The organism is Aeromonas sp. Y289-2, assembly GCF_027705925.1.
Classification (GTDB): Bacteria; Pseudomonadota; Gammaproteobacteria; order Enterobacterales; family Aeromonadaceae; genus Aeromonas; species Aeromonas veronii.
The window spans coordinates 231,085-244,108 of the sequence record NZ_JAPDCH010000003.1 but is presented as its reverse complement, the minus strand read 5'-3'; the positions used below and the strand labels follow the sequence as shown (position 1 = coordinate 244,108).

Genomic DNA, 13,024 nt, shown 5'->3' with positions numbered 1-13,024 from the left:
CAGAACATGCAGATTATTGCCCACCGTGGCGCCAGCGGCCTGGCCCCCGAAAACACTCTCAAGGCGATGGCCAAAGCGCTGGAGCTGGGAGCATCAGCCATCGAGATCGACGTGCAGGCGGCCGATGGCGAGTTGTGGGTCTTCCACGACCGGCGGCTGGAGCGCTGCACCAATGGCAAGGGGGTGCTGACCGAGCAATCCCGCTCCTATCTGGAGCAGCTCGATGCCGGTGAGGGAGAGGTGATCCCGACCCTGTGGCAGGTGATGGAGATCATCGCCGGACGCTGCGAGTTGCACATCGAACTCAAAGGCACCCATACCGCCGATGCGGTGGCAGCCCTGACCCGACGGGCAGAGGCCGAGCTGGGCTTTACTCCCGGCCTGTGGGTGGTCTCTTCCTTCCATCACCCGGAGCTGGCCCGATTTGCCGCCTTGCGGCCCGATATCCGGCTCGGTGCCCTGACCGCCAACCTGCCGCTCAACCTGGCGCAGTTTGCCGACAAGCTGGGGGCCTGGTCCATCAATTGCGATGTTGATTTTATCGACGCTGCGCTGGTCGATGATGCACATCGCCGGGGACTCAAAGTTCTGGTTTATACCGTTGATTATCCAGAAGATTATGAAACACTCTCTAGCATGGGGGTCGATGGAATCTTCACCAATCGACCAGATCGTTTTCTGACGCAGTGAGGGGGGGGATACGCACATGGATAACCACTGATTTAGGCACTAACTTTAAATAGCTGACCGGGATACAAAGAGTTCAACTTCAGCCGATAAACAGAGGCTCATAACAATAACTAGATTCCACACACACTTCAGACTGACGCTCACAAGGATGTAACTATGAACTTATCCATTAAAAACAAGCTTGTTCTGGCTATCGGGGTCATCATTCTGGTGATCACCTGCCTGCAGGTCTGGTACAACACCTCGCAACTGCGCAGCGAGACCCAGCGACTGGTCTGGAACATCATCGACGAAAGCTCCATGGCCAACGTCAAGGGGATCTCCCGCTGGGTCGACTCCCGGATCAGCATGGTCAGCACCACCAAGGAAGCATTCGCCAAAGAAGACGAACCCATCAGTCATCTGGCCCAGTCCATGAATGCCGGTGGCTTCGACCTGGTCTATGCCGGTACCGCAGATGGCAAAATGATTCAGAGCAAACCAACCGACTTGCCAGCCGGTTATGACCCACGCCAACGCCCCTGGTACAAGGACGCGGCCGCCGCAGGCAAGCTGGTCATCACAGCCCCCTATGCCGACATCTCCACTGGCCAGCTGATTGTCACCATTGCCGAGCCGTTCCAGCGTGGCAATACCCAGGGGGTCATCGCCGGTGACGTCTCCATCAGCTCACTGATTTCGGACATTCTTGCGGTCACCACCGAGGGCACCTACGCCATGCTGGTGGACAGCAATGGCACCATCATCGCGCACCCCGATGCCTCCCTGAGCCTCAAATCCGCCACCGCTCTGGCACCGGAACTGACTGCCGCCTACATCAATCAGGTCGCCCATGACGGCATGATCAACGAGCTGGTGATCAGCGGCAAGAAAGAGGTCTACGACTTTAATGCCATTCCCAATACCAACTGGTATTACGGCATGATGGTGGATGAAGAGATCGCCTACCAGTCGGTACGCCGCATGGTTACCTCCTCCCTCATTCAGGGGCTTATCACGATACTGATCGTGGCAGGCTTCTCCTATGTCGCCATCAACGGCTCGCTGGCCCCTCTGAAAACCCTGGGCGAAGCGATTGCCGATCTCTCCCGTGGCAACGGCGATCTGACCCGCCGCATCAAGATTGAACGTGAGGATGAAGTAGGCGCGGTTGCCAAACACGTCAACACCTTCATCGAGCGGATCCATGTGATGGTGCAGGATATCTCCAACTCCTCCGGCCAACTCAACCAGCAGGCCAAGTCCTCCCACAGCATGGCGGAGAAGGCCAATCAGGGGCTGGCACGCCAGCAAAACGAGATCTCCCAGATCGCCACTGCGGTACACGAGATGTCAGCCACCGCAGTCGAGGTCGCCAGCAACGCCGAGCAGACCGCCGAAGCGGCCCGCAGCTCCTCCAGCAGCTGCGAGCATGGCAAGCAGGTGATCGCCCGCAACCAGCGCTCCATCACCGATCTGGCCACCCAGGTGGAACAGGCCTCCAACATCATTCAGGAACTGGAGAAAAACGCTCAGGAGATCAACACCATCCTCTCCACCATTCAGGGCATCGCCGAGCAGACCAACCTGCTGGCACTCAACGCAGCCATCGAAGCGGCACGTGCCGGTGAACAGGGCCGCGGCTTTGCGGTGGTAGCCGACGAGGTGCGCGTCCTGTCACAGCGTACCCACAGCTCCACCGTCGAGATCCGCAATATGATCGAAACCCTGCAACGCAATACCCAGGGAGCGGTCAGCACCATGCACGAAGGCCAGCTGCTGGCCCAGAACAGCGTGGATGACGCCAACAACGCCACCCACGCGCTGGAGCAGATCACCACCTCGATCAACCAGATCTCCGACATGGCGACCCAGATCTCCAGCGCGGCTGAAGAGCAGCGGGCCGTCACCGACGAAGTAAGTCGCAACATTCAGGCAGTGAAAGATGTCTCGGACGAACTGGCAGTGGATGCAGACAGCTCACGCCATCTCTCTGAACAACTTAAAAATATTTCGGGTGAACTAAGCAATCAGGTCGGCATGTTCCGCATTTGAGCATGAGCAAAAGGGGCCGTACAGGCCCCTTTTATTTTTCTAAATAGCGCTTAATTTTCAGTGAGTAATCTCACATTACCCGCCAAATACCCCGCCTTGAAATCCTTGTAATTCGTCTGGAATTATCAGATCACCGCCGTGGTCACCGCAGCATTTCGGATTACCTATTTCTATCCGAATAAATGAATGCCAATAATTCTCATTAAAAAATTACAATAAAAAACTTAAAATTTTTTTCGCGAGTACCTAAAAAGAGAGGTGATTCGCATTTTATTGAAAGAAAACTACGTACAATCCAGAAGTTAAAGTGCTCGTAGCTAGGTGTTCAACTGCTCAATAACACCAAAAAATGACGATAATAACGACATTTTCATCCAGGGATTTGGGTGTTTTATAGAAAAATAACCAATAAAAAGGGAATAAAACCTAGCAGTTTGACTTGCATCAAGCCTGAATTTTTTTCATAGAGCAAAATCGTGCCCAGCAAATCTATCCCTAAGGAGGCAGATGTGGATATTATCAAGACCGATGTGGCCATCATCGGTGCTGGCGGTACCGGCTTACGCGCCGCTATCGCTATAGCCGAATCACAGCCAGACCTGGACATCGCCCTGATTTCCAAGGTTTACCCGATGCGCAGCCACACGGTTGCTGCCGAAGGCGGCGCCGCCGGTGTCGTCCGTGATGACGACTCCCTCGAAAACCACTTCAACGACACCGTCTCCGGTGGTGACTGGCTGTGCGAGCAGGACGTAGTGGAATACTTCGTCAACAACGCAACCAAAGAGATGATCCAGCTGGAGCACTGGGGTTGCCCCTGGAGCCGCAAGCCGGATGGTAAAGCCAACGTGCGTCCGTTTGGTGGCATGAAGGTTCCCCGTACCTGGTTCGCCGCAGACAAGTCCGGTTTCCATATTCTGCACACCCTGTTCCAGACCTCCGTCAAATACCCGAGCATCAAGCGCTTCGACGAGCATTTCTGTCTTGATCTGATCGTGGACGACGGCCGCGTTCAGGGCGTACTGACCTTCGACATCCAGAACGGTATCACCCGCTTCATCCAGGCCAAATCCGTGATCGTGGCAACCGGCGGCGCTGGCCGTGTCTATCGCTACAACACCAACGGTGGCATCGTCACCGGCGACGGCATGGCACTGGCCTACCGTCACGGCGTACCGCTGCGTGATATGGAATTCGTCCAGTATCACCCGACCGGTCTGCCGGGCACCGGCATCCTGATGACCGAAGGTTGTCGTGGTGAGGGTGGCGTCCTGCTGAACAAGGATGGCTACCGCTACCTGCAAGACTACGGCTTGGGCCCGGAAACCCCGATCGGCCAGCCGAAGAGCAAATACATGGAGCTGGGTCCGCGCGACCGCGTTTCCCAGGCATTCTGGCAAGAGCAGCAGAAAGGCCGCGTCATTCAGGGCCCGATGGGCGATGTGGTTCACCTCGACCTGCGTCACCTTGGCGAGAAGTACCTGAAAGAGCGTCTGCCGTTCATCTGCGAACTGGCCAAAGCCTACGTCAACGTGGATCCGGCCAAAGAGCCTATCCCGGTACGTCCGACTGCCCACTACACCATGGGTGGTATCGAGACTGACAACAAGTGTGCCACCCGTCTGCCCGGCCTCTACGCCGCGGGCGAATGTGCCTCCGTCGGTCTGCACGGTGCCAACCGTCTGGGTTCCAACTCCCTGTCCGAGATCGTGGTATTCGGCAAGCTGGCCGGTGAGCAGGCAGGTGAATTTGCCAAGACTCAGAAGCATGGCAATACCGAAGCGCTGGCCGCCAAGGCCGAGGCGCTCATCAAGCAGCACCTCTCCCTGATGGACATAGACGGTACCGAAAACCCGGCCGATATCCGCAACGAGCTGGGCATGTCCATGGAAGCCGGTGTCGGTATCTACCGTACCGAAGAGCTGATGCAGGGCACCATCGACAAGATCAACGAGCTGAAAGCCCGTTACAAAAAGGTCAAGATCAACGACAAGTCCTCTGTCTTCAACACCGATCTGCTGTACGCCATCGAACTGGGTTACATGCTGGACGTGGCTGAAGCCATGGCGCACTCCGCTATCAATCGTAAAGAGTCCCGCGGTTCCCACCAGCGTCTGGATGGTTACGAAGAGCGCGATGACGTGAACTTCCTCAAGCACACGCTCTCGTTCTACAAAAATGGCGAAACGCCCTCCATCGATTACTCCGATGTGAAGATCACTAAGTCCCAGCCGGCAAAACGCGTGTACGGCTCCGAGGGTGAGAAACAAGACGAGGCTAAGAAGAATGGCTGAGATGATTGAAATTGAGATCCTGCGCTACCGTCCGGAACAGGATAACGAGCCCTGGATGCAAACCTTCCAGGTGCCATACCAGAGAGAGATGTCTCTGCTGGACGCCCTGCAGTACATCAAGGATCACCTGGACTCTACCCTGAGCTTCCGCTGGTCCTGCCGAATGGCGATCTGCGGCTCCTGCGGCATGATGGTCAACGGTGTGCCCAAGCTGGGTTGCAAGGCGTTCCTGCGCGACTATCTGCCGGGCAAGATGACCGTCGAGCCACTCAACAACTTCCCGATCGAGCGCGATCTGGTGGTCGACATGTCCGACTTCATCGAGAAGCTGGAGAGCATCAAGCCGTACATCATCCCGAGCGAGCCGCGCAGCCTGTGTGATGGCGAGTACATCCAGACTCCGGCCCAGATGGCGCAGTACAAGCAGTTCTCCCAGTGCATCAACTGTGGTCTCTGCTACGCGGCCTGCCCGCAGTACGGCATCAACAAGAAGTTCACCGGTCCGGCGGCACTGGCTCTGGCCTATCGCTACAACGTCGACAACCGTGATGCCGGCGCCAAAGAGCGTATGCGTATCATCAGCCAGGACGAAGGCGTCTGGGGCTGTACCTTCGTGGGCTACTGCTCCGAAGTGTGCCCGAAAGGCGTCGATCCGGCAGCGGCCATCCAGCTTGGCAAGGTCGAAAGCGCCAAGGACTACATGATCGCCATGTTCAAGCCAGATTGAGAGCAGGATTGAGACCATGAACAACACTGATAGCAAACGTAAACCTTACGTCCGCGAAATGAAGAAAGACTGGTGGCTGAAGAACGCCTTCTACACCGGTTACATGATCCGTGAAGGCACCAGTATCTTCGTCTCCATCTACGCCGTTGTGCTGATGTGGGGCCTGATGCGCCTGGTTCAGGGTCAGGAAGCGTTCAACGGCTGGCTGGAATCCCTGCAAAGCCCGATCGCCATCCTGTTCCATGTCGTCGCTCTGGCGGCGTGCCTGTTCCATGCCAAAACCTGGTTCGCCCTGGCGCCGAAAGCCATGCGCATCTTCCGTGGTGAAGACCTGGTACCGGAGAAGCCGATCGTTCTCGCCCAGTATGTGGCGCTGGCGGTGGTGTCCCTGCTTGTCCTGATCATCGTGGCCTGAGGAGAAAACAATGAGACGTTCTGACGAACCAATTTACTGGGGTCTGTTTGGTGCGGGTGGCATGGTCGTTGCCATGCTGCTGCCGGTCATTGTCCTCATCACCGGTCTGTTGGTGCCCATGGGCATCATGGACGTGGAAACCATGAGCTATGACCGCGTGCACGCGTTCGCCAGCTCCTGGTGGGGTGCCTGCATCCTGCTGGTGATCATCGCCCTGCCAGTCTGGCACGGTATGCACCGTATCTACCACGGTCTGCACGATCTGGGGATCCACACCACCAAGCTGCACCACTATGTGTTCTATGGCTTTGCCTTCCTGGTATCTGCCATTACCGTCGGTCTGCTGATGGTGCTGGTACTCCAGTAATCACATCTGACTGATTGACCAAACCGGGCCTCGTGCCCGGTTTTTTTTGCCCCGCTATCCCGCCCCTGCTTTTTATTCACTCAAACAATTCGATAAAAACCAGATTATCGTCCAAGCATATGGCGATCACAGTCACATAACCCCAATACATTCTCCATTTGCAGCAAACCATTTTGACCACCATCAATTTAGTGACATCTATATCAATTATAATTATTCAGATTAAATAATTATTCATATGGAGCTAGCTAATGACAGACAAAACACGCTCGGTGAGCATAGGCAGTTACCTGGCACTGGCCTTCGCCGTGGTCTTCTTCTCCGGACTGTTGCAATCCGGCGAGTGGTACGGGGTATTCGATTTCACCACGCTGAACGGTTCGTTCGGTACCATGGTCCAGAGCGTCAGCGAGAATGGTGACGGCATCAAGACCGCCATGACCGACATGCGCGGCAAGGGGGGCAACGGCGCTCGCGATGGCTTTTTGTTTGCCCTGACCCTGATCCCCACCGTGATGTTTGCCCTCGGTATGATCAATGTGCTGGAGCACTACGGCGCACTGGATGCCGCCCGCAAGTTGCTGACCCCGCTGCTGCGTCCGCTGATGGGGATCCCGGGCAACACCGGCCTCGCCCTTATCGCCTCCCTGCAGAGTACCGATGCCGGTGCCGCCATGACCCGTCAGCTCAAGGATGAAGGGCTCATCACCAAGCGTGAAACCGACGTGTTCACCATGTTCCAGTTCTCCGCTGGTGCCACCATCGTCAACTTCTTCTCCTCCGGTGCCGTGCTGTTCACCCTGACGCTGGCGGATGGCAGCCCGGCGGTCAGCTCCTCCATCGGTCTGGCAGTCATCGTGATGTTCGCCTTCAAATTTGTCGGGGCCAACCTGTTCCGGGTCTACCTCAATATGAGCGAAGGCAAGCAGACCGATAACAACACCCAGCAGACCCTCAACACTCAGGAGCAAGCCAAATGAGCCAGGCCAACATCAAGAAACCCATCGTCACCGATATCTTCGTCGAAGGGGCCAAGAAGGGCTGGGTTATCGCCACCACCTCCACCGTACCCAACGTACTGATGGCCTTCGTCATCATCAAGGCGCTGCAGATCACCGGCGCGCTGGATGCCATGGGCGCCATCTTCTCCCCCATCATGGCCATCTTCGGGTTGCCCGGTGAGGCGGCAGCCGTGCTGATCGGCGCCTGGATGTCGATGGGCGGTGCAGTCGGTGTGGTCATCACCCTGTTCGATCAGGGGATCCTCAACGGCACTCACATCGCCATTCTGGCGCCAGCCATCTACCTGATGGGCTCCCAGGTGCAGTACATGGGCCGCATCCTCGGCTGCATCGGCACCGAAGGGCGTTATATCCCCATCATGGTCGCCATCTCGGTACTCAACGCCTTCGGCGCCATGTTGGTGATGAACATCCTTCTCTGACCCGAACCTGATAGTGGAGCAAGCAATGACTTTTTCTCTGGATCAATACCTGACCGAACTGGCCCCGCTGATCAATCTGGATTGCGGATCCCTGCACCAGCCGGGCATTGCGGCAGTGGCCGACCTGATGGCTGCCAAATATGAGGCGATGGGCGGCTGGCAGATCAAGCGGGTCGACTGCGGAGCAGCCGGTGTGGGACTGGAGATCCGCAACCAGCCTGATGCGGCACAGATCGATGTAATGCTGATCGGCCATATGGATACCGTCTTCCCCCTCGGCACCGCCGCCGCCCGCCCGATGAGCATCGATGGTGAGCGCGCTTACGGCCCCGGTGTCTCCGACATGAAATCCGGCCTGCTCAACATCGTCTATGCCCTGCGTGAACTGCCCCGCGAGGTGCGCGATCGCCTGAGCATCTGCGTCTGCATGAACCCGGATGAGGAGATCGGCTCCCTCCACTCCAGCGACTGGCTGGCAGCGGTGGCCAAACAGGCGAAACAGGTGCTGGTGGCCGAAGCGGCCCGCGCCGATGGCTCGCTGGTCAAGGCGCGCAAGGGGATGGCCCGTTATCGCATCGACTTCACCGGCAAGGCAGCCCACGCGGGCAACGAACCGCAGAAGGGGCGCAGCGCCATCACCGAGCTGGGCCACTGGATCCTGGCCATCAACGCCCTGACCAACTTCGATAGCGGCACCACCCTCAACATCGGCATTGTCGAGGGGGGCAATGGCGCCAACATAGTGCCGGCCCATGCCAGCGCCGTGGTAGACGTCCGTTTCTGGGACAATCAGGAGTACCACCAGATCGACGATCATCTGCTGACCCTGGCCGAGCGGCCGCATCTGGACGGCGTCACCATCCAGCTGACCCGCGAGGCCCACAAACCGGCCATGGTGCCGTCAGAGGGCACCCAGGCACTGATGCAACTGGTGGAGGAGTGTGGCGCCGAACTGGGGCTGCCGATCAGCTGGCAAGAGGTGGGGGGCGGCTCCGATGCCAACCTGACCGCCGCCCTCGGTATCCCCACTCTGGATGGTCTGGGCCCTATCGGTGCAGGTTTCCACAGTGACGAGGAGTATCTGGATCTGGTCAGCATTGCCCCGCGCATCGAGTTGCTGGTGAAGGTACTGACCCGTCTGGCGGCCTGACAGCCTCTCACGTAAAAAAGGGCCAGCCGGTTTGCACCGGCTGGCCCTCTGTTTATCTGCTCCCCCTGAATGACAGCAACCCTTCGCCATTACTCCATCGGCGGCAAGAAGCGGCGCATCACCTCATCCGTATGCCCCCCTTCCTGAAATGCCACCAGCGACTGATTGAGGATGTTCACCAGCTGGTGGCCGCGGGGGGAGCCCTTGCTCACCAGCAGATAAAATCCCTTGCGGCTGGGCAGGGCGAGATTGAGCAACCCGCTCTCGCTGCGGTAGATGCCAAGGCTGATGCCAGCCACCAGAGGTTCGATTTCACTTGGCAGAAAGTCGCAGCGATCCCGCTCCAGCATATCGAGCGCCTGCTGCAACTGTTTGACCCGGCGTGGTTCCTGCGCAAGCCCGTAGGGGGTGTAGTTGTAGCCAATCACCCCGCACACCCGGGAACGATTGACCGTCTGCAGATCCGGCGGTTCGGGGTAGCGGCGCTTGAGATAGAAGAAACCGAGGTGGGTGTAATAGAGGGGAACGCTGTAGAAGGCAAACTCGGCCCGCTCCGGCTTGTAGCTGGCATCCCAGGTCAGCTCGCACAGACCATTCTGGCGATAATCCGCCAGCTCCTGCTGCACCCGCGCCCAGGGCAGATAGCGGATCTGGTGCGAGAGCCCGCTCTGTTGCAGGGCATCGAGCACCAGCGTTGTCGCCGAACCGGTCAGGCGGCTGGTATCGGGCACCCCGTCCTTGCGCTCCCAGTAGGTAAAGGGGGCCCACTCGTTGCCCTCCCCCAGACAGATCTTCACTGGTGGCTCTTGCCCCCATAGCGCGGGGGACAAGATGGCCATCGCCAATCCCGCCCACCATGTTGCCACTCGTTTCATCTCCCGCTCCCGAACTGTTTATCCCTCTTGCAGCTTAGCCCAGAAGGGATAGTGCTCACTTTGCAGGGGCGCTTTCATGCCACAACGCCAGCAAATTGGCCGGAATGGCACCATAACGGAGCTGCGGTGTCTGGTGCCAGTCAGCCAGCTTTTGCAGGGCTTTCGCCAGATCCTGTGCAAGCGTGCGGCTCACTCTCACCCCGGCTTCCAGATAGAGGCTCTTGATCTCGAAGATCCCCTGCTGGCGATGGGCCTTGGCATCCATCCTGCCCACCAGCTTGCCGCGATGCAGCAGCGGCAACACGAAGTAACCGTACTGACGCTTCGGCGCCGGGGTATAGCACTCGATGCGATAGTCAAAGTTGAACAGTTCACTGGCCCGTTTGCGATCCCACACCAGCGGATCGAACGGCGACAAGGCTGTGGTATGGGTTGCCTTGAGACGGCCCTCCTTGGCTTGCACCAGCTCATCGGCCAGCGAGGCGTGCACAAAAGCGCCGTGCTGCCACCCCTCCACCCGTACCGGCAGCAGCTCACCCTCGTCCGCCAGCTGATGGAGCAGGGCGTCATATTTGCCGCGCCGCAGCCGGTAGTAGTCCGCCACCCAGCCAGTTTTGACCAGCCCCAGCGCCCGGCAGCTGGCGCGCACCATATCCCGCTGCGCCTGCTCGACGCTTGGCAGGTCCCGCTGGTCGCTCCACTCGGGGATGACCCGTTCGGCCAGGTCATAGACCCGCTGAAAGTTGCGCCGCTCCCGCACCATCAGCTGACCGCTGGTAAACAATACCTCCAGATGGCGCTTCTCCGGTTTCCAGTCCCACCAGCCATTCCCCTTGCCGGTTGTGCGTTCAAAGTCAGCCGCCCGCACCGGGCCGTGCTGGCGAATGCGCTCGATAAGCTGGCCAATCTCCTGCTGATGGGTAGCGAGCCAGTTGGCTGAAAACTTCCACCCCATGGCGGCAGGGTCGAGCATCCGGTGGCGCAGCAGCCGGTAATCCTCGCGGGGCACAAAGCAGGCCTCGTGGGCCCAATATTCGAAGATCTCGCCGTCGGCCAGCAGCTGCTCCAGCCAACGCGGTTCGTACTGGCCAAGGCGGCTAAAGAGCACCAGATAGGGGCTGCGCGCCACCACCGAGATGGTATCGATCTGCAGCAGCGCCATGCGGCGAATGGTGGCCAACAGATCGGCCGGAGTCGCCTTGCTGCGACGGGGGGCGAGCAGCCCTTGCGCCGCCAGTTGCAGATGACGGGCATCTTGCAGTGACAAATGGGTAATCGACATCAACAACCGCTCCCTGTTATCTGGCCATCGCGCGCCCGGCGGATAGCCAACAAAACCGGGGGAGGCACCACGCTGACATGCCTCCCCTCCCTTGTGTGCCTGCGCCGCTATGAGTGAGCCGGGGGCAAGACCAGCTGATTGACCACCAGCATGATCTCTTGATAAGTGGCCTCTACCGTCTCGAGGGTCGGCTCCAGAATCAGGTCATCGGCATAGCCGTTGATAAGGGAGGTGATCTGGCGCGCCAGTCGCCGGGCATCACCCGCTGCAAACTCGCCGCTGTCGATCCCCTTTTGCAGGATCTGCTCCAGCACCTCGCGCCACGCCAGAATGATTTTGCGGTAGCTCTCGGCAAACACAGGGTCACGCAGTGACTCGTTCCAGGCATCGAGATAGATGGCCCAGGAGGCATCCTGACTGGTCGGCAGGTTGTCCCGCACAAAGAGCGGCAACGCTTCGCGGGCCGGCAGCGGCAACAGCCACTCCCGCTGCTCGGCGATCTCCTGATAGGTGAAACGCTCCACGGCGCAGAGGCAGAGCTCCTTCCAATCCTTGAAGTAGTGGTAGACGTGGCTGCGCGCCAGACCGGTGCGCTCGGCAATATCACGGGTTGACGATGCCGCCATCCCCTTCTCCCGAAACAAGGCCAATACGGCCTCGATGATCATCTCTTTGCGCTGTTCTGCTGATGGGCGTGCCATCTGACCTCCTGCAATATCAATCGATCTGCTTGACTTTGAGCAGTCGCTCAAACAAACTTTGAGCACTCGCTCAAACTCAGCGTTTCCGACATCTTAGGAGATAACCCATGACAACACCAACCACTTCGGCAGCCAGTTGCGACGAGCAGGCCACGCCGTTGCCACACTCGGCCGGTCGTTCGCTGGGGGCGATTGCACGGGCCAATCCCCTCAAGCTGGCGGGCACCTTCTCGCTGGTGGCCCTCGAAAACATCCTGCTGGTGGTCTATCCCCTGTTCGCCGGCTTTGCCATCGACGCCATCGTCAAGGGCCAGTGGTGGCAGGCTTCAAGCTACGCCCTCATCGTGCTGCTGTTCTGGCTCATCGGCGCCCTGCGCCGGGCGGTCGATACCCGCACCTTTACCCATATCTATGCGGCACTGGCGGTGCCGGTGATCCTGACACAACGCCAGCAGCAGGAGGGGCAATCCACCATAGTGGCGCGGGTCACCCTGGCGCGGGAGTTTGTCGACTTCTTCGAGAAACATATCCCGATCCTGGCCACCAGCCTGATCTCCATCGTCGGTGCGGCCGTGATGCTGATGGTGATCGAGTTCTGGGTCGGCATCGCTTGCATGGGGGTATTGCTGCTGTTCGGCCTGCTGCTGCCCGGCTTTTCGCGCAAGAACCAGCTGCTGCACGAGCGGCTCAACGATCGGCTGGAACACGAGGTCAAGCTGGTCACACATGCCCACTCAGCCAGCCTCGCCCGCCACTACCGCGCGCTGGCCTGGCTCCGTATCCGGATTTCGGATCGGGAGGCACTCGCTTTTCTGGCGGTCGGCATCAGCGCCTCCCTGCTGTTCCTGCTGGCCATCACCATGCTGATGGCCCAGCCCCAGGTCTCCGCAGGCCATGTCTATGCTGTGATGACCTACCTCTGGAACTTTGTCACCAGCCTGGATGAAGGGCCCGGTCTTGCCGATCAGCTGGCCCGGCTGCGAGATATCGGTCGCCGGGTCAATACCGCCCAACCTGATGAACTGATTTGACATTTTGTATCTGT

General features: G+C 58.7%; 13 protein-coding genes. 10 read left to right on the top strand and 3 right to left on the bottom strand.

The features are described from left to right. Window positions 1-6 precede the first annotated feature (6 nt). The 9 genes from OKC43_RS07550 to OKC43_RS07510 all read left to right on the top strand — a co-directional run bounded on the left by OKC43_RS07550 (window position 7) and on the right by OKC43_RS07510 (window position 9,121). Window positions 7-690: a glycerophosphodiester phosphodiesterase gene (locus OKC43_RS07550; RefSeq protein ID WP_236271591.1), complete on the top strand. Its 684-nt coding sequence runs from the start codon at window positions 7-9 to the stop codon at window positions 688-690. Window positions 691-846: 156 nt separating this feature from the next. Then, complete coding sequence (locus tag OKC43_RS07545; RefSeq protein WP_021229777.1) at window positions 847-2,724, top strand: methyl-accepting chemotaxis protein; 1,878 nt, start codon at window positions 847-849, stop codon at window positions 2,722-2,724. A gap of 509 nt (window positions 2,725-3,233) precedes the next feature. Then, window positions 3,234-5,018, top strand: a complete 1,785-nt coding sequence (gene frdA / locus OKC43_RS07540) for a fumarate reductase (quinol) flavoprotein subunit (protein WP_047437968.1) — start codon at window positions 3,234-3,236, stop codon at window positions 5,016-5,018. Beyond that, window positions 5,011-5,745, top strand: coding sequence for a succinate dehydrogenase/fumarate reductase iron-sulfur subunit (locus OKC43_RS07535; RefSeq protein ID WP_005335057.1), 735 nt, complete (start codon window positions 5,011-5,013; stop codon window positions 5,743-5,745). The genes frdA and OKC43_RS07535 overlap by 8 nt, the downstream gene beginning before the upstream one ends. Window positions 5,746-5,761: 16 nt before the next feature. Continuing rightward, complete coding sequence (locus tag OKC43_RS07530; protein WP_005335058.1) at window positions 5,762-6,160, top strand: hypothetical protein; 399 nt, start codon at window positions 5,762-5,764, stop codon at window positions 6,158-6,160. A gap of 10 nt (window positions 6,161-6,170) precedes the next feature. After that, a complete protein-coding gene (gene frdD, locus OKC43_RS07525; protein WP_040066869.1) occupies window positions 6,171-6,527 on the top strand; it encodes a fumarate reductase subunit FrdD in 357 nt (118 codons plus the stop codon). A gap of 251 nt (window positions 6,528-6,778) precedes the next feature. After that, window positions 6,779-7,507, top strand: coding sequence for a nucleoside recognition domain-containing protein (locus OKC43_RS07520; RefSeq protein WP_139428897.1), 729 nt, complete (start codon window positions 6,779-6,781; stop codon window positions 7,505-7,507). Continuing rightward, on the top strand, window positions 7,504-7,971 hold the full coding sequence (locus OKC43_RS07515) for a YjiG family protein (protein ID WP_058059223.1): 468 nt from the start codon (window positions 7,504-7,506) through the stop codon (window positions 7,969-7,971). The genes OKC43_RS07520 and OKC43_RS07515 overlap by 4 nt, the downstream gene beginning before the upstream one ends. 25 nt (window positions 7,972-7,996) lie before the next feature. Then, window positions 7,997-9,121, top strand: a complete 1,125-nt coding sequence (locus OKC43_RS07510) for a M20 family metallopeptidase (protein WP_236271590.1) — start codon at window positions 7,997-7,999, stop codon at window positions 9,119-9,121. An 89-nt stretch (window positions 9,122-9,210) separates the two neighbouring features. On the opposite strand, the gene OKC43_RS07505 is transcribed toward OKC43_RS07510, so the two are convergent. The 3 genes from OKC43_RS07505 to OKC43_RS07495 form a co-directional block, all read right to left on the bottom strand. After that, on the bottom strand, window positions 9,211-9,960 hold the full coding sequence (locus OKC43_RS07505) for a substrate-binding periplasmic protein (RefSeq protein WP_103250772.1): 750 nt from the start codon (window positions 9,958-9,960) through the stop codon (window positions 9,211-9,213). A 91-nt stretch (window positions 9,961-10,051) separates the two neighbouring features. Beyond that, complete coding sequence (locus OKC43_RS07500; protein ID WP_236271589.1) at window positions 10,052-11,278, bottom strand: winged helix-turn-helix domain-containing protein; 1,227 nt, start codon at window positions 11,276-11,278, stop codon at window positions 10,052-10,054. A 107-nt stretch (window positions 11,279-11,385) separates the two neighbouring features. After that, window positions 11,386-11,979, bottom strand: a complete 594-nt coding sequence (locus tag OKC43_RS07495; protein ID WP_216949102.1) for a TetR/AcrR family transcriptional regulator — start codon at window positions 11,977-11,979, stop codon at window positions 11,386-11,388. 107 nt (window positions 11,980-12,086) lie between these two features. On the opposite strand from OKC43_RS07495, the gene OKC43_RS07490 reads away from it, so the two are divergent. Beyond that, window positions 12,087-13,010 carry an ABC transporter six-transmembrane domain-containing protein gene (locus tag OKC43_RS07490; protein ID WP_236271588.1) on the top strand — a complete coding sequence of 308 codons (924 nt, stop codon included), beginning with the start codon at window positions 12,087-12,089 and terminating at the stop codon, window positions 13,008-13,010. Window positions 13,011-13,024: the final 14 nt, after the last annotated feature.

What these genes read in the sequence shown, in the direction of transcription:
- OKC43_RS07550 (WP_236271591.1), top strand. Translation starts at nt 7, where the DNA reads ATGCAGATTATTGCCCACCGTGGCGCCAGCGGCCTGGCCCCCGAAAAC.
- OKC43_RS07545 (WP_021229777.1), top strand. Translation starts at nt 847, where the DNA reads ATGAACTTATCCATTAAAAACAAGCTTGTTCTGGCTATCGGGGTCATC.
- OKC43_RS07535 (WP_005335057.1), top strand. Translation starts at nt 5,011, where the DNA reads ATGGCTGAGATGATTGAAATTGAGATCCTGCGCTACCGTCCGGAACAG.
- OKC43_RS07530 (WP_005335058.1), top strand. Translation starts at nt 5,762, where the DNA reads ATGAACAACACTGATAGCAAACGTAAACCTTACGTCCGCGAAATGAAG.
- frdD (WP_040066869.1), top strand. Translation starts at nt 6,171, where the DNA reads ATGAGACGTTCTGACGAACCAATTTACTGGGGTCTGTTTGGTGCGGGT.
- OKC43_RS07520 (WP_139428897.1), top strand. Translation starts at nt 6,779, where the DNA reads ATGACAGACAAAACACGCTCGGTGAGCATAGGCAGTTACCTGGCACTG.
- OKC43_RS07515 (WP_058059223.1), top strand. Translation starts at nt 7,504, where the DNA reads ATGAGCCAGGCCAACATCAAGAAACCCATCGTCACCGATATCTTCGTC.
- OKC43_RS07510 (WP_236271590.1), top strand. Translation starts at nt 7,997, where the DNA reads ATGACTTTTTCTCTGGATCAATACCTGACCGAACTGGCCCCGCTGATC.
- OKC43_RS07505 (WP_103250772.1), bottom strand. Translation starts at nt 9,960, where the DNA reads ATGGCCATCTTGTCCCCCGCGCTATGGGGGCAAGAGCCACCAGTGAAG.
- OKC43_RS07500 (WP_236271589.1), bottom strand. Translation starts at nt 11,278, where the DNA reads ATGTCGATTACCCATTTGTCACTGCAAGATGCCCGTCATCTGCAACTG.
- OKC43_RS07495 (WP_216949102.1), bottom strand. Translation starts at nt 11,979, where the DNA reads ATGGCACGCCCATCAGCAGAACAGCGCAAAGAGATGATCATCGAGGCC.
- OKC43_RS07490 (WP_236271588.1), top strand. Translation starts at nt 12,087, where the DNA reads ATGACAACACCAACCACTTCGGCAGCCAGTTGCGACGAGCAGGCCACG.